This window comes from Dactylosporangium roseum, assembly GCF_025264685.1.
GTDB lineage: Bacteria > Actinomycetota > Actinomycetes > Mycobacteriales > Micromonosporaceae > Dactylosporangium > Dactylosporangium roseum.
Genome location: NZ_CP073721.1, coordinates 2,198,832 through 2,213,518 on the forward strand (window position 1 = coordinate 2,198,832; position 14,687 = coordinate 2,213,518).

A 14,687-nucleotide genomic window follows, 5' to 3' on the forward strand; every position below is an offset into this window, starting at 1 on the left:
CTTCTAGAACACCTCCGCGACGCCGGCTTCCTGGAGCGGATGGGCCCCCTTGCGTCTGCCGGGGACCTCGCCGCACAGCCGCGGGGTCGGGAACACCTTGCCCGGGTTGGCCAGGCCCCGCGGGTCGAACGCGCACCGCACCAACTGCATCGTGTCGAGGTCGTCCTCGGAGTACATGCGCGGGAGGTGCTTCGCCTTGTCGATGCCGACGCCGTGCTCGCCGGTGATCGAGCCGCCGTGCTGGACGCAGATGTCGAGAATCGCGCCGGACACGGCCTCGGCGCGCTCGGCCTGGCCCGTCACCGTCTCGTCGAACAGCACGAGCGGGTGCAGGTTGCCGTCACCGGCGTGGAACACGTTGGCGACCCGGATGCCGTGCTCGGCGGCGATCTCACCGATGCGGGTCAGCACCTGCGGCAGCGCGGTCCGCGGGATGACCCCGTCCTGCACGATGTAGTCCGGGCTGATCCGCCCGACGGCCGCGAACGCCGACTTGCGCCCTTTCCAGAACAGGGCCCGCTCGGCGTCGTCGGCCGCGATGCGGATCTCGAAGGCGCCGTGCTGCCGGCAGAAGTCCTCCACCGCCGCGAACTGCGCCTCCACCTCGGCCTGGGGGCCGTCGAGCTCGACGATGAGCACCGCGCCGGCGCCTCCGGGGTAGCCGCAGCGCACCGCGGCCTCGGCCGCCTCGATCGCGAGGGCGTCCATCATCTCCACGGCGGCGGGCACGACCCCCGCCGCGATGATCGCCGACGTGGCGGCACCCGCCTGGTCGGTGCCCGGGAACGCCGCGAGCAGCGTGCGGACGGTCTCCGGCAGGCGCACGAGGCGTACCGTCACCTCCGTCGCGATGCCGAGGGTGCCTTCGGAGCCGACGAACGCGCCGAGCAGGTCGTATCCGGGGACGTCCGGCGCCCGGCCGCCGAGCCGGACCAGGTCGCCGTCGGGCGTGACGATCTGGACACCGGTGACGTGGTTGGTGGTGAAGCCGTACTTCAGGCAGTGCGCCCCGCCGGAGTTCTCCGCGACGTTGCCGCCGATCGAGCAGATCTGCTGGCTCGACGGGTCGGGCGCATAGTAGTAGCCGTGCGGGTTGGCGGCCCGGCTGACCTGGAGGTTGATCACCCCGGGCTCGACGACGGCCCGCTCGTCTTCCGGCGCGACCTCGATGATCGACCGTAGCTGGGAGGTGACGATGAGCGCGCCGTCGGCGTGCGGCAGCGCACCGCCGGACAGTCCGGTGCCCGAACCGCGGGCCACGAAGGGCACACCCGTGGCTGCGCAGGCCCGCACGACGGCCGCGCATTCGTCGGCCGTACGGGGAAACACGACGACGCCGGGGATGACGCGGTAGTGCGCGAGCCCGTCGCACTCATACGTGCGCAACTGCTGACGGTCGGTCAGCACCTGGTCCGGCCGGAGTGTCTCCCGCAGCGTCGCCGCCAGCGCGTCGATGCTCATGCTCCCGTCCTCATGCCATCCTTTCGTACGCCGGCAAGGTCAGGAAGTCCACGAATTCATCCGCCACGGCCACCTCCATGAACAGGACACGGGCAGCAGACAGGTCACGCGCCGCAGGCGTCGACCGGCCCGGGGTAGCAGACAGGTCACGCGCCGCAGGCGTCGACCGGCCCGGGGTAGCAGACAGGTCACGCGCCGCAGGCGTCGACCGGCCCGGGGCGGCAGACAGGTCACGCGCCGCAGGCGTCGACCGGCCTGGGGCGAGACTGTGGTCGCCGTCGAGCTTCGCGAGTTCCTCGTCGGCGATCCGCTCGACCATCTCGCGGGTCACCGGCTCGCCGGTGTCGGCGAGCGTCACGCCGTTGTGCAGCCACTGCCAGACCTGCGAGCGGGAGATCTCCGCCGTGGCCGCGTCCTCCATCAGGTTGTCGATCGCGACGGCGCCGGTGCCGTTGAGCCACGCCTCGAGGTACCGCACGCCGACGCTCACGGCGTTGCGCAGCCCGGCCTCGGTCCGCGCACCCGGCGTCTCCCCGACCGCCAGCAGGTCCGCGGCGCTCACCCGCACGTCGTCGCGGACGCGGTCGAGCTGGTGGGGGCGATCGGCCAGTACACCGTCGAAGATCTCCCGGCAGACGGGCACCAGGTCGGGGTGTGCCACCCAGGATCCGTCGAAGCCGTCGTTCGCCTCGCGCGTCTTGTCGGCGGACACCTTCTCCAGCGCGATCCGGTTGACCTCCGGGTCGCGGCGGCTGGGGATGAACGCCGCCATGCCGCCGATCGCGTGCGCGCCGCGCTTGTGGCAGGTGTGCACGAGCAGTTCCGTGTAGGCGCGCATGAACGGCACCGTCATCGTCACCGAGTTGCGGTCCGGCAGGAGGAAGTCCGCGCGGCGGGCTCCGTCGAGAAGTCTGGACTTCTTGATGACGCTGAACATGTAGTCCCAGCGGCCGGCGTTGAGCCCCGCGGAGTGCTCCCGCAGCTCGTAGAGGATCTCATCCATCTCGAACGCCGCCGGGAACGTCTCGATGAGTACCGTCGCGCGGATCGTGCCGAGCGGTCGGCCGAAGCGCTCCTCGGCGAACGTGAAGACGTCGTTCCACAGCCGGGCCTCGAGGTGCGACTCCATCTTCGGCAGGTAGAAGTAGGGCCGGGTGGCGAGGTGGTTGTGGAAGAAGTACAGGCCGAAGTCGACCAGCGAGCCGGAGGTCGGCCGCCCGTCGACGAGGATGTGCTTCTCCGGCAGGTGCCAGCCGCGGGGCCGCACGACGATCGTCGGCCGCGGGCCGTCGGTCAGCTCATACGACTTTCCCTCCGGCGAGGTGTACGAGAGGGTGCCGGCGATCGCGTCGCGTAGGTTGAGCTGGCCGCGCACGACGTTGTCCCACAGCGGCGTGTTGGCGTCCTCGTGGTCGGCGAGCCAGACCTTCGCGCCGGAGTTGAGGGCGTTGATCGTCATCTTCGCGTCGGTTGGCCCGGTGATCTCGACCCGCCGGTCGACCAGGCCCGGCGCCGGCTCGGCCACCCGCCAGTCGCCCTCGCGGATCTCGCGGGTCTCCGGCAGGAAGCCCAGCGTGCCGCCGGCGGCGAGGGCGGCCTCCCGCTCCTTGCGCGCGTCGAGCAGCTCCAGCCGTCGCCTGTCGAAGGCGCGGTGCAGGTCTGCCAGGAAACTCAGAGCTTCCTCGGTGAGGATCTCGGCGAAACGGTCGGTGAGCGGTCCGGTAATCTCGACGCCCGTAGCGTTGCCCATATGCCGACCTTAGGCCAATCTCGAGGGACCCGGGGCGTGCCACAGAGCGTGTGGTATGGGAAGCTCTGCCGAGGCAAACTCAGGTCTGTCAAATTCGTGGCCGTCCAGCAGGGGAGTCGTCGAACTGTGAGCGATCGGGGCAGGAGCCGCCGCACCGCGAGGCCGACCAAGGCCACCCGGCCCAAGGCGGCGCCCGCGACATCGACGCCGGAGGAGACCACGGCGGCCGACGCGGCCGACGGGGCGGCGACCGAGGCGCCGGCCGGCGGCGTGACGGCCGGTGCGGCCGGTGCCGAAAGCGACACTTCGGACAGCGCTGCGGCGACGGGCGAGGTCGCGGCGAAGGGCGGTGTGGCGAAGGGCGGTGCGGCCGGGAAGGCTCGCGCCACCACGAAGGGTGAGGCCGCACCGCAGGGCGGCGCGCTCGCGGAGGGCGACCCGGACCCGGTCGACGCGGCCGATGCGGCAGATGTGACCGCCGAGGACGACGCCGCCGACGAGGATGCCGTCGACGAGGCCGAAGGCGGCAACGACGGCGTGGCCAAGGACGCCAAGGACAAGGGCAAGGACGCCAAAACGGCCCGGAACAAGGCGCCCGCACCGCTGACCAAGGCCGAGAAGCGCGCCGCCGCGCGGGTCGCCGCGGCCAAGGCCGCCAAGCGCAGGCGCGTGGGGCAGGCCTTCGCCGGCACGCTGATCGTCCTGCTGGCGGTCGGCGGCGCGTTCGCCGGCGTCTGGTACTTCGGCGACCGCGCCGAGGAGAAGCGGGTCCAGTGCAAGCCGCAGGCGCAGACCGAGTACCCGCCGCTGCTCGGCGGCTTCGACAAGCGGCTGGCGACCGAGCCGACCGTCGAGGCCGGTACCGGTCAGGAGCCCAAGGTGCTCGAGAAGAAGGTCCTCATCGAGGGCCCCTGCAAGACCGTCAAGCCGGGCCAGACCGTCACCGTCAACTACGTCGGCGTGACGTTCAAGGACGGCAAGATGTTCGACTCGTCGTGGTCGAAGAAGCAGACGTTCGACACGGAGGTCGGCCTGAAGCAGCAGGGCCAGCAGCCGCGGGTCATCGAGGGCTGGGACGAGGGCCTGGTCGGCGTCAAGGTGGGCAGCCGGGTGCAACTGGACATTCCGCCGAAGCTCGCCTACGGCGAGACCCCGCCGCAGGGCGCACCGGCCGGCACGCTGCGCTTCATTGTCGACATCCTCGATGCGAAGGACGCCAACAGCACCGGCGGCCTTCCCGGGGGCCTTGGCAACTAGCGCACCGCAGCCACAGCAGCCCATCGCGGACTCGGCGCGCCGCTCCAGGACCGGCGTCTCATGATCATGGGAAAGATGCGGCTATCGGGGCAGCCAGATCTTTCCCATGATCATGCAAGGCCGCGAAGCTCAGCCTGGTAACCCCCTGCCCGCCTGGATAAGGACGACAATTCGGGCGCGGGGCTCGGGGGTGTCGCCGCCGAGGTGTGCCCGGCCGGCGCGCGTTGCGGCGCGATCCGCCGCCGTTCCGCCCGGTTCCATGATCATGGAAGCCCGGTCGGGCCGTGATCGTCAGAGGTCGGTGGCGCGGCGGCGCAGCCGCTCCACCACACCCGGGTGAGGCCAGGATCGCAGGCGGTAACGCTCCGGTGCCAGGTCCGGCTCCGGTTCGAGGTCGACCTCGCGCGCGACGTCGTCCCAGGCTACGAGGAACGGGTCCGCGCCGCCGGACGGGAACGACACGTAGTCGGCCCGGGGCAGCAGCGTGTCGACCCCTTCGGCCCAGCCGGCGACCGAGAATATCCGGCCCCGGCCCTCGGCGACCATGAGCTTCGCGACGAACGCGTCGGTCTCCAGGTGGGCCGCCTGTGCCGCGTACTCGTTCGAGGCGAGCAGCACCTCCGCCCGGTGTACGGCGGGGAAGAGCGGGTGGTCGACCGGCACCGAGTAGGGCACGACCGCACCGGTCCCGTCGACGGTGTAGCCCATGGTGGAGATCGGGCGGGCGGCCTCGCGGTACTCCTCCTCGATGATCCCGAAGAGCTTGTCGATGCCGTCGTGGTCCGCGGCCAGCACCACGCCGGTGGTGTCCGGGACGAAGACGACCGGCCGGCCGCCGACGTGCCGGCCCTGCGCCGCCAGCCAGCCGTCGACCAGCAGATGCGACGCCCAGTACGCGTCGCCGGACTCGACCATGCGCTCGATCGACACCCGGTCGCCGTCCGGGCGTGCGGTCCGCTCGGCGTGCTCGGTGAGATTGGCCCGGGCCCGGTCGTAGACGACCCGCTCGGTCACGCCCCACGTCGCCAACTGGACCGGCGTGACGTACATGATCGAGGTCGGCTGGTCGACGACGACGAACTCGGCGAGGTACGGCAGCGCGGGCCGGCGCACCGGGCGCGGGGCGCCGCCGGGCACGCCGAGGCCGAACGACACCGACCGCAGCAGCGGGCGCAGCAGGGGCGCGACCGCCTCCCACGTGTCGGGTGCCCCCGGGTTGAACACCACCGCCGCGAGGAACGCCGCGATGCGCTGCCGCCGCTCGGTCCGGCCCGCGCCGTCGCACTCGCGGAAGAGGTTGCCGAGGTAGGCCAGCGACGGCGCCGCCGTCTTCGAGTCGCGGCGCAACTGGATCGCGAACTGTTCGGGCAGGTAGCGCGCCTCCGCCACGCCGGCGTCCCGGACGGCGGTCAGCACCTGGCGGGCGAACCGCTCGCGCGGCGACCCGAACACCTTGTCCAGCAGCCCCATGTGGCTGCACGGTACCGGATCGCCACTTGAGGTTTGGACCCGTCGTCTCCGGCAAAGCCGAGGGTATGACGAAGCAGACCGTGGGTGAGGCGATCATCGCCCGGCTGGCCGACTGGGGCGTCGACACCGTGTTCGGGCTGCCCGGCGACGGCATCAACGGCCTGATGGAGGGCCTGCGCCGCAACGCCGACCGGGTGCGGTTCGTCCTGGTGCACCACGAGGAGGCGGCCGCGTTCATGGCCACCGCCCATGCCAAGGCGACCGGCCGGCTCGGGGTGTGCCTGGCCACGTCCGGTCCCGGCGGCATTCATCTGGCCAACGGCCTCTACGACGCCAAACTCGACCACGCGCCGGTCCTCGCGCTCACCGGCATGCAGGAGTCGAGTGTCCTGGGCACCGCCTACCAGCAGGAGGTCCACCTCGACCGGCTGTTCCAGGACGTCGCAGACTACGACGAGCCGATCGTGAACCCCGCGCAGGTGCCGGCGCTCGTCGACATCGCCGTGCGTACCGCGCTCGCCCGCCGGGGCGTCGCGCACCTGACGATCCCCAACGACGTGCAGGTCGCGCGGGCGGGGGACAACCCGTTCGAGGAGGTCGGCCCGATCCGCGAGCCGGCGACGGCACCGGTGTGGGTGCACCCGCCGGTCCGTCCCGCCGACGACGACCTCCAAGCCGCCGCCGACCTGCTCAACGCGGGTAAGCGCGTCGCGATCCTGGCCGGGGTCGGCGCCCGGCACGCGGGTGCGCTGGTCGAACTGACCGCCGACGTGCTCGGCGCGCCGATCGTCAAGTCGCTGCCGGGCAAGATGTCGGTGCCCGACGATTCGCCGTTCACCGTCGGCGGGCTCGGGCTGCTCGGCACCGCGCCCAGCGAGGAGCTGATGGACGAGTGCGACACCCTGCTCATGGTGGGGACGAACTTCCCGTACACGAAGTTCCTGCCGGAACCGGGCAAGGCCCGCGTGATCCAGATCGACGCCGAACCCGCGCGGGTCGGCACCCGAATCCCCACCGACGTGCCGCTGGTCGGTGACGCGAGCGCCACGCTGGAATCGCTCCTGCCCCGCCTGAAGCGCCGCGAGGACCGCCGTCATCTGCGCAAGTACCAGGAGAAGATGCGCGACTGGCGGGAGAAGATGGCCGCGCTGGAGGATCCGGAGCGGGATCCGATCGCGCCGCAGTACCTGGTGCGGGAGCTGGACCGGGCCGCCGCCGCCGACGCCGTCCTCTGCTGCGACTCCGGCACCGTCGCCACGTGGGCGGCGCGGCACTGGCAGGTGACCGGCCGGCGCGAGTTCTACCTGTCCGGCACGCTCGCCACGATGGCACCCGGATTGCCCTACGCCATCGCCCTGCAGCATGAGTACCCGGGGCGGCAGTGCGTCGCGTACGTCGGCGACGGCGGCTTCGCCATGCTGATGGCCGAGTTTCACACCGCCGCGCGGTACGGGCTGCCGGTGAAGGTCGTCATCAACAACAACAACGCGCTCGGGATGATCATCTGGGAGCAGATGGTGCTCGGCCTCCCGGAGTACGGCGTGCGTTTCGGCGACCCGGCACCGGACTACGCGGCCTGGGCCCGCGGGTGCGGCGGCTACGGCGCGCACGTTACCGACCCCCGGGAACTGCCCGGCAAGCTGCGCGAGGCGCTGGCGTTCGAGGGTCCGGCGCTCGTCGACGTCGTCGTCGACGCCGACGAGCCGCCGATGCCGGCGAAGGTGACCTACCAGCAGGCGGTCAAGTTCGCCGAGGCGTTCCTGCGCGGCCAGCCGCACCGGGCGAGCATCGCGACCACGATCCTCAAAGACCGCATCACCCAACTGAAGGGCTGACACCATGCGTTCGCAGCCGCGCAACGCCCGGGGAACGATCGGGCGCCCATACAGCGCGCTCAACCTCCGGTTGCTGCTGGCGGTGTTCGGCTTCGTCACCAGCACGGTTCTCGCCGTGCTGGCCTGGACGGCCGGGATTGCCTGGCTGGCGATCGTGTTGTTGGCGCTGGCGGCGACGGCGCTGGTCGACATGGTCGTGGTGGAGTTGCGCCGTCGGGCCCGGCGCCGTGAGGGCGGCGGACGGGGTTCACTGTTCGAATGACCCCTACCTGGCGCGGTGGGCGCCGGAGGAGCGCATCGTGCGGATCCAGAGCCGGGCGCGGCCGACGGTCATCGCGACCCCGCCGGGGATGCGCAGCCCGCCGAGGCCGACCACGCCGCCGACCAGGACGACGCCGCCGAACGCGAGCAGGCCGGACGCGGCGAGCAGGTCCATCGTCCCGTCGCCACCCGGGTCGGGCCCGTCCTTCGCGGTCAACCCGCCCTGGTCGACGCCGTTCTGGTCGACGCCGTTCTGGTCGACGCCGTTCTGGTCACCGTCGGGCCGCTGCCCGGCGATGACACTGGCCCGGTCGACCAGTGACGGCCTGCGGTCCGCCGGCGTGCGATCGTAGGCCGCCTGGGCGGCGCTGAGTGTCCCGATCGCGAGCGCCGCTCCGGCCACACACTGCCATGCCTTGGTTCTCATCGAGCCGGGTCTACTCCACTCATCCGAACGTCCGGGTTCCCGCACCGGTCGTGCACTTCTCGGGCCGGACGTGCACGGTAGGTGGCATTCGGGTGAGTTGGCGACGTCCGCCGCTCACCCGCCGAGGGTGAACGGCGGCCTCACCCGTGACACAGTGAGCGCGTGCTGATCTACAAGATCCTGCTGCCCGCCGAGTGGGCGCAGTTCGAGGCCGCCGGGCGCTTCGACGGCTCGCCGCTGGACCTGCGCGACGGCTACGTCCACCTGTCCTCGCGCGACCAGATCGCCGGCACCGCCCGGCGGTTCTTCGCCGACGCGCCCGACCTCGTCGTCGCCGCGGTCGACGCGCAGTTGCTCGGCGCGTGGCTGCGCTGGGAGGTCTCCGCCAACGGCGGCCCCTACCCGCACCTCTACGCGCCGCTGCCCCGGGTCGCGGTCGTCGCCGTGCACCGCGTCGCCGGCACCGAGTCGGTCGACGACGTGGTGCCGCGCACCTGACGAATCGGCAGCGAGGATCGGCAGCCGTCAGCGGACGCGCCGGTGCCGGCCATGCCGATTTCCGACCCGGGCGCGCCTAACTCATATGTGAGCAAGCCCACCGGATTGCCATTGATTTCGGCGGCCGATGTGCGCAGTTCCGCCGCATTTTGGATCCGATCCCCCGGGGTCGGATACCAGGGGCAGATCCATTTCATCGACCGCTGAAACCACTCGGGTGACCCTGCCGCACACCAAAGGCGGTCGGGCACGGCATGAATGCATCGCATGACACAGAGGCTGGCAAATTCGCGACAGTCCGCATCGCGATCTGTTGGGCCATGATGACCGTGGGCATTTCACAAGGGGAGAGGGCACGAGTTTGGACGCACTCGAGCGGGCGTACCGGCGCGGCCGGTTCGTCAGCGTCCTCGTCCTGGTGACGGCCCTGTTGTTCGGCGCCACGATCGGCGCCTCGTCCACGCACTCGGGCGCCGTCCATCAGTTGCTCGGCCGGCCCGGCCACCACACCTCGTGGGCCGGCGAACGGCCCGGCGGCCCCGGCGGGCAGCATCCGTTGCTGCTGCACACCGAGGGCGAGCAGGTCGAGACCCAGAAGGTCGCGGGTCACGCCGACGCGCACCTCGCCTCCCACACGACACCGATCCTGCCGGCCTCCCTCCTCGACCAACGGCCCGCGGACGTGCGCCCGGCGCCCACCCCCGCACGTGCCGAGCTGCAGGTCTGGCGTACGTAGATCGCTCACCCATCCCGTCGTTGTTGTTGAGCAGCTCGACACGGTTGGAGTGATGTCAATGTCCGCATCCGCGGACGGTTCCTGCGTGCGCTCGGTCGTCCTGACCGGCGCGTCCCGAGGGCTCGGCGCGGCCCTGTTCCAAGCGCTGCAGGCAGATGGTGCCAGGGTGTACGGCCTGGCGCGCACGTTCACGGCCGAGCAGGAGCTCCTGGCGGCACAACGGCCGGCGTCGGTGTGGCTGCGGGCGGGCGACCTGGGCGACACCGGGTCGGGCGTCCCGGCCCCGGACGGGCTCGGTCTCGCCGGCGGCGGCCTGCCGTCCGGCGCCGAGCTCGCCGCGTTCGTCGGTGAGGCCGGGCCGGACGACGAGGTCGTGCTGTTGCACAACGCCGCGACGGTCGAGCCGATCGCGCTCGCCGGTGACCTGCCGCCGGCGGCGGTGCTCGCGGCGGTCAACCTCAACCTCGTCGTCCCGATCCTGCTCACCAACCTGTTCCTGGCCACGTTCCGAACCGGCCGGGCACGGCTGCGGATCATGTACGTCGCGTCGGCGGCGGCCCACCGGGCGTACCCGGGCTGGGCGACCTACTGCGCGACGAAGGCGGGCGCCGAGGCGTTCATGCGTTGCGTGGGCGAGGCGGCCGGCGCGCCGTGCGAGGTGGAGATCATCGATCCCGGTGCGATCGAGACGCAGATGCAGCGGACGCTGCGCGATCTCGGTGCCGGACTGCCGGGCCACGCGCGGCTGGTCGAGCGGCACCAGGTCGGCGACATCGGCGATCCGTCGATGGTGGCGAAGGGCATCGTCCAGCGCCACTTCCCGCCGCTGGTACCGCTGGCGGACAAGAACGCGGCCGCTGCCTAGCGCGGTCCCCGGCGTGTTGCGCATCGATCTTGCAGTTGTGGTGCCTGACAAGCCGGGCATTCAGGGAGTGTCTCGGCACCACAACTGCAAGATCGGCAAAGGTGGGACCGGTCGACGGAGCGGGGCGCCGTGTCGGGTGGGCTGCGGCTCGTTCCATTGGCGGGCATCACTCGGATGTGTGCCCCGCCGGTCGCCCGGGTACCGTCAGCGCATGGCAGACGCGCCGCAGCCGGCCTCGGGGCCACCGCCGGTCTTCATCGTCATGGGCGTCGCCGGTACCGGGAAGACCACCGTCGGCTCGCTCCTCGCGCGGCGGCTGGGCTGGCGCTACGCGGACGGCGACGAGTTCCACCCGAGGTCCAACGTGGACAAGATGGCCGCCGGCACGCCGCTCACCGACGAGGACCGCCGGCCGTGGCTCGCCGCGATCGCGCGATGGGTCGACGAGCGCGCCGCTCTCGGCGAGCCCGGGGTCGTCTCGTGCTCGGGGCTCCGGCGGGTCTACCGCGACCGGCTCCGCGGCGGCCGTCCGCAGGTGCGCCTGGTGCTCCTCGAAGGGACCCGTGAGCTGATCGTGCGCCGCCTCGCCGCTCGGCACGGCCATTTCATGCGCGTGGAGATGCTCGACAGCCAGTTCGCCGACCTGGAGTTGCCCCGGCCGGACGAGGACGTGACCGAGGTGTCGGTCGAGCCGCCGCCCGACGAGGTCGTGGACGCGATCTTCAAGGAGCACCCGGACGTCGAGCGGCTGTGGCGGCGCCCGGCACGGGGGAGGATCCGGCGTTCAGCCCGGGATCACCGATCGCCGCGCAGCTTGCCGTAGACGAGGACGTCGCGCCAGGTGCCGTCGCGGAACTCGGCCGACCTCAGGATGCCTTCGCTGAGGAAGCCGACCTTCTCGAGGGCCTTCTGCTCGGCGATGTTCTCCGGCTGGGTCCGCGCCTCGATCCGGGGCGCCGGACTGGTGGCGAACAGGTGGTCGCAGAGCAGCGTCTGGGCACGCCAGCCCACCCCGCGCCCGCGCCACTCGGGCAGCAGGACGATGCCGATGTTCCAGTACCTCGACAGGCCGGACCCGGTCGCGTCCCAGCTCACGAACCCGGCCGCGGTCTCGTCGGCCTCGACCATGAGGCGGCCGTCGTCGGGGCCGAGGTAGCCGTCCAGCGCGAAGCGCCGTGCCGGTCCGGACGGGTCGTGGTAGCCGGTCCAAGCCGCGCCAGCGAGCCCCGGCTCGGTGACGAACCGCCGGAACATCGCCAGGTCGCTCTCGACGACCGGCCGCAGCCGTACCCAGGTCTTCGTCACACGCCCCACCTCGCTAGCCGGACAAGATCGCCCGCCATCTTCGCTGATGATCGCGGCGATCGCCATCCGACCAACCGCCGGTAAGCGCGTGACGCCCCGCCGTGGAGCTGACCCACCGGTTCAGCCGGCCGTCGTGAGGCCGGCCTTCCGCAGGTGCGGGGCGACCTCCCGGCGGATCAGCTCGAACGAGCGGGCCCGCGCCTCCAGGTCGTACACCATCGTGGTCAGCATCAGCTCGTCGGCGCGTGTCTGCTCCAGCAACTCGGTCAACTGGCGGCGCACCGTCTCCGGGGAGCCCAGGGCCTGACCGACGCGCCGCTCCCGGGCGAACTCGCGCTCGCGGGGCGAGAACGGGTAGGCGGCCGCCTCCTCCGGCGTCGCCAGCGCCTCCGGTCGTCCGGACCGCAGCCGCAGGAACGACAGCTCGCCCGGCCCGGCGAGGAACTCGGCCTCCTCGTCGGTCTCCGCCGCGATCGCGCTGGCGGCGTTGTGCAGGGCCTCGCCCACCGGGGCGTGCGCGGAGACGGGCGCGAGGTCGAGGACGGACAGCGGAAGCTCACTCGCAATGCAAGGTCAACAACGGCGGGGCCGCCGGTATTCCCCCGCGCGCCGGGGGCATACAATTTACCGATCGTCACTGTGTGGATGCGTTGTGTGCCTGGATGGCGGGAGCGCTGGTGGGTGGGGCTGCTCGCCGGACTCGCCGTGCTCACGATCGCCTGTGAAGGAGGCGCCGTCCGGCCGCCGTCCAGTGGCGGGCCCGACCGGACCGGGAGCGGCGGCGGCATCCTCGCCATGGCCGCGCTCGGAGACTCCGTCACCAGCGGGTTCGCCTCGTGCCTCGCGCCGGTGCCGTGTCCACGCAACTCCTGGTCGACCGGCGACGGCACCCGCGTCGACAGCCACTACCGCCGCCTGGTCCGGACCAACCCCGGCCTCAAAGGCCGTGCGTACAACCTCGCCGCCGGCAATGCCCGCGCCGACGCGCTCGCCGGGCAGGCGTCCGCCGCCGTCCAGCGCAAGCCGCAGTACGTCACGATCCTCATCGGCGCCAACGACGCCTGCCGTCCGCGGCTCGAGGACATGACCCCCGTGGAAACCTTCCGCCGGCAGGTCGACCAGGCCCTGGCCGTCCTCGAGCAGGGCGCGCCGCAGGCCCGGGTGCTGGTCGTCGGCATCCCCGACATCCGGCGCCTGTGGGACGTCGGGCACACCAGCCCCGTCGCGGTGAAGGCGTGGTCGTTCGGCGTCTGCCCGGCGCTGCTGGCCGAGGCCACCTCCACGGCGCCGGCCGACGTCGCCCGGCGGCAGGCGTTCGCCGACCGCGTCGACGCGTACAACACCCAGCTCGCCGCCGCCTGCAAGGCGTACGGCCCGCGGTGCCGCGACGACGGCGGCGCCGCGCACCGGGTGGCGTTCACCCTCGACATGGTCGCCGCCCAGGACTTCTTCCACCCCAACGCCGCCGGTCAGAACGCCCTCGCGACGGCGACGTGGCCGGGGGAGCCGGTGTGGTAGCCCGGGGCGAGCCGGGAATCTCGCCGCCCGGTAGGGCTACCCTCATCACCGGGACTGCTGAGCATGCGGGACCGAACGGGTAGGTGATTCGGTGTTGTCGATCTTTCCCGAGCGGGCGCCGCGCCGCCGGGTGCCGGGCGCGGCGGCGTGAGCGCCGACGCCACGGTGTGGCGGATCAAGGGCATGCCGCTCGCCCCGGCTACCGGCCGGGGCCCGCTCGACGGCCTGCGGGTCGCGGTCAAGGACATGTTCGCCGTCACCGGCTTCGCCGTCGGCGGCGGCAACCCGGCCTGGCTCGCCGAGGCACTGCCGGCCGCCGAGGACGCACCCGCCGTCGCCCGGCTGCGGGCCGCCGGCGCCTCGGTGCAGGGCATCGTGCACACCGACGAGTTGGCGTACTCCCTGTCGGGCAGCAACACCCATTACGGCGCCCCGCCCAATCCGGCCGCGCCCGACCGGGTCACCGGCGGCTCGTCGAGCGGGCCCGCGTCGTCGGTCGCGACCGGCCACGCCGACATCGGCCTGGGCACCGACACCGGTGGCTCGATCCGGGTGCCCGCCTCCTGCTGCGGCCTCTATGGTCTGCGCCCCACCCACGGCGCCGTCCCCACCGAGGGTGTGCTCCCGCTGGCGCCGTCGTTCGACACGGTCGGCTGGATCACACGCGACGCGGCGACGCTCGCGCTGGTCGGTGAGGTGCTCCTGCCGGACGGGCCGCGCACGCCGCCCCGCCGCCTGCTCGCTCTGGGCGGCACGGCCGACGCCGCCGGGCGATGGGGCGTCCCGGTGCGGCCGGTGACCCTGTCCACCTGGGACGATCCCGACCCGTTGCTGCTGGCCTTCCGGCAGGTCCAGGCCGCCGAGGCGTGGCGGGCGCACGGCAAGTGGATCGCGGCGCACCCGCGGGCGCTGGGCGCCGACGTCGAGGGGCGGTTCCGCTTCGGCGCCACCGTCGACGCCGCGACCGAGGCGGCGGCGCGGGCACAGCTCGCCGTCTGGCGGGCCGAGCTGCTGGAGCTGCTCGGTGACGACACCTGGCTGGTGCTGCCGGCCGGCGGGCCCGGTCACCCGCGTGAGAGCAGCCTGGCCGACCGGGACGCGTGGCGCCGGGAGACGCTGCGCTGCGCGGTGCCCGCCAGTGCGTACGGGCTGCCGAGCGTCTCCGTCCCGACCGGCGTCACCCCACCGGCCGGGATCGCGGTGGTCGCGCCGCCCGGCTTCGACAAGGCCCTGCTCAAGATGGTCGCCTGACCGTCTCGGTGACCGCCCGCGCAGCCGGGTCGAAGGCGCCGGTCGTGACCGGT

15 protein-coding genes are annotated in these 14,687 nt (G+C 72.4%); 9 read left to right on the forward strand and 6 right to left on the reverse strand.

Annotated elements, in window-relative coordinates; genetic code table 11:
* Positions 1-3 precede the first annotated feature (3 nt).
* Together Drose_RS10975 and aceB are read right to left on the reverse strand one after the other, a co-directional pair.
* Positions 4-1,461 (reverse strand): FAD-linked oxidase C-terminal domain-containing protein, encoded by a 1,458-nt coding sequence (locus Drose_RS10975; protein WP_260728056.1) that lies wholly within the window; start codon positions 1,459-1,461, stop codon positions 4-6.
* A 10-nt stretch (positions 1,462-1,471) separates the two neighbouring features.
* Positions 1,472-3,211 carry a malate synthase A gene (aceB, locus tag Drose_RS10980; RefSeq protein ID WP_260728057.1) on the reverse strand — a complete coding sequence of 580 codons (1,740 nt, stop codon included), beginning with the start codon at positions 3,209-3,211 and terminating at the stop codon, positions 1,472-1,474.
* 126 nt (positions 3,212-3,337) lie between these two features.
* On the opposite strand from aceB, the gene Drose_RS10985 reads away from it, so the two are divergent.
* Complete coding sequence (locus tag Drose_RS10985; RefSeq protein WP_260728058.1) at positions 3,338-4,468, forward strand: FKBP-type peptidyl-prolyl cis-trans isomerase; 1,131 nt, start codon at positions 3,338-3,340, stop codon at positions 4,466-4,468.
* Positions 4,469-4,759: 291 nt separating this feature from the next.
* On the opposite strand, the gene Drose_RS10990 is transcribed toward Drose_RS10985, so the two are convergent.
* Entirely contained in the window at positions 4,760-5,938 is a 1,179-nt protein-coding gene (locus Drose_RS10990; protein WP_260728059.1) for a hypothetical protein, read from the reverse strand.
* Between the two features lie 65 nt (positions 5,939-6,003).
* Here Drose_RS10990 and Drose_RS10995 point away from each other — a divergent pair, with 65 nt between their 5' ends.
* Complete coding sequence (locus tag Drose_RS10995; RefSeq protein ID WP_260728060.1) at positions 6,004-7,773, forward strand: thiamine pyrophosphate-dependent enzyme; 1,770 nt, start codon at positions 6,004-6,006, stop codon at positions 7,771-7,773.
* 4 nt (positions 7,774-7,777) lie between these two features.
* Positions 7,778-8,035 (forward strand): hypothetical protein, encoded by a 258-nt coding sequence (locus tag Drose_RS11000; RefSeq protein ID WP_260728061.1) that lies wholly within the window; start codon positions 7,778-7,780, stop codon positions 8,033-8,035.
* Positions 8,036-8,038: 3 nt separating this feature from the next.
* On the opposite strand, the gene Drose_RS11005 is transcribed toward Drose_RS11000, so the two are convergent.
* Positions 8,039-8,461: a hypothetical protein gene (locus Drose_RS11005; RefSeq protein ID WP_260728062.1), complete on the reverse strand. Its 423-nt coding sequence runs from the start codon at positions 8,459-8,461 to the stop codon at positions 8,039-8,041.
* A gap of 162 nt (positions 8,462-8,623) precedes the next feature.
* Between Drose_RS11005 and Drose_RS11010 the strand changes: the two genes are divergently transcribed.
* The 4 genes from Drose_RS11010 to Drose_RS11025 all read left to right on the forward strand — a co-directional run bounded on the left by Drose_RS11010 (position 8,624) and on the right by Drose_RS11025 (position 11,383).
* Entirely contained in the window at positions 8,624-8,959 is a 336-nt protein-coding gene (locus Drose_RS11010; protein WP_260728063.1) for a DUF952 domain-containing protein, read from the forward strand.
* A gap of 361 nt (positions 8,960-9,320) precedes the next feature.
* Complete coding sequence (locus Drose_RS11015; protein ID WP_260728064.1) at positions 9,321-9,695, forward strand: hypothetical protein; 375 nt, start codon at positions 9,321-9,323, stop codon at positions 9,693-9,695.
* Between the two features lie 85 nt (positions 9,696-9,780).
* Positions 9,781-10,560: an SDR family NAD(P)-dependent oxidoreductase gene (locus tag Drose_RS11020; protein WP_260728065.1), complete on the forward strand. Its 780-nt coding sequence runs from the start codon at positions 9,781-9,783 to the stop codon at positions 10,558-10,560.
* Positions 10,561-10,771: 211 nt separating this feature from the next.
* On the forward strand, positions 10,772-11,383 hold the full coding sequence (locus tag Drose_RS11025) for a gluconokinase (RefSeq protein WP_260728066.1): 612 nt from the start codon (positions 10,772-10,774) through the stop codon (positions 11,381-11,383).
* Here Drose_RS11025 and Drose_RS11030 read toward each other — a convergent pair.
* Complete coding sequence (locus Drose_RS11030) at positions 11,356-11,865, reverse strand: GNAT family N-acetyltransferase (RefSeq protein WP_260728067.1); 510 nt, start codon at positions 11,863-11,865, stop codon at positions 11,356-11,358. The genes Drose_RS11025 and Drose_RS11030 overlap by 28 nt on opposite strands.
* A 120-nt stretch (positions 11,866-11,985) precedes the next feature.
* Entirely contained in the window at positions 11,986-12,372 is a 387-nt protein-coding gene (locus Drose_RS11035) for an LLM class flavin-dependent oxidoreductase (protein ID WP_260728068.1), read from the reverse strand.
* A gap of 147 nt (positions 12,373-12,519) precedes the next feature.
* Here Drose_RS11035 and Drose_RS11040 point away from each other — a divergent pair, with 147 nt between their 5' ends.
* Entirely contained in the window at positions 12,520-13,383 is an 864-nt protein-coding gene (locus Drose_RS11040) for a GDSL-type esterase/lipase family protein (RefSeq protein ID WP_260728069.1), read from the forward strand.
* 147 nt (positions 13,384-13,530) lie between these two features.
* The gene (locus Drose_RS11045; RefSeq protein WP_260728070.1) at positions 13,531-14,634 is read left to right on the forward strand and encodes an amidase family protein; all 1,104 of its coding nucleotides are present in this window, start codon (positions 13,531-13,533) and stop codon (positions 14,632-14,634) included.
* Positions 14,635-14,687: the final 53 nt, after the last annotated feature.

What these genes read in the sequence shown, in the direction of transcription:
- Drose_RS10975 (WP_260728056.1), bottom strand. Translation starts at nt 1,461, where the DNA reads ATGAGCATCGACGCGCTGGCGGCGACGCTGCGGGAGACACTCCGGCCG.
- aceB (WP_260728057.1), bottom strand. Translation starts at nt 3,211, where the DNA reads ATGGGCAACGCTACGGGCGTCGAGATTACCGGACCGCTCACCGACCGT.
- Drose_RS10990 (WP_260728059.1), bottom strand. Translation starts at nt 5,938, where the DNA reads ATGGGGCTGCTGGACAAGGTGTTCGGGTCGCCGCGCGAGCGGTTCGCC.
- Drose_RS10995 (WP_260728060.1), top strand. Translation starts at nt 6,004, where the DNA reads ATGACGAAGCAGACCGTGGGTGAGGCGATCATCGCCCGGCTGGCCGAC.
- Drose_RS11000 (WP_260728061.1), top strand. Translation starts at nt 7,778, where the DNA reads ATGCGTTCGCAGCCGCGCAACGCCCGGGGAACGATCGGGCGCCCATAC.
- Drose_RS11005 (WP_260728062.1), bottom strand. Translation starts at nt 8,461, where the DNA reads ATGAGAACCAAGGCATGGCAGTGTGTGGCCGGAGCGGCGCTCGCGATC.
- Drose_RS11025 (WP_260728066.1), top strand. Translation starts at nt 10,772, where the DNA reads ATGGCAGACGCGCCGCAGCCGGCCTCGGGGCCACCGCCGGTCTTCATC.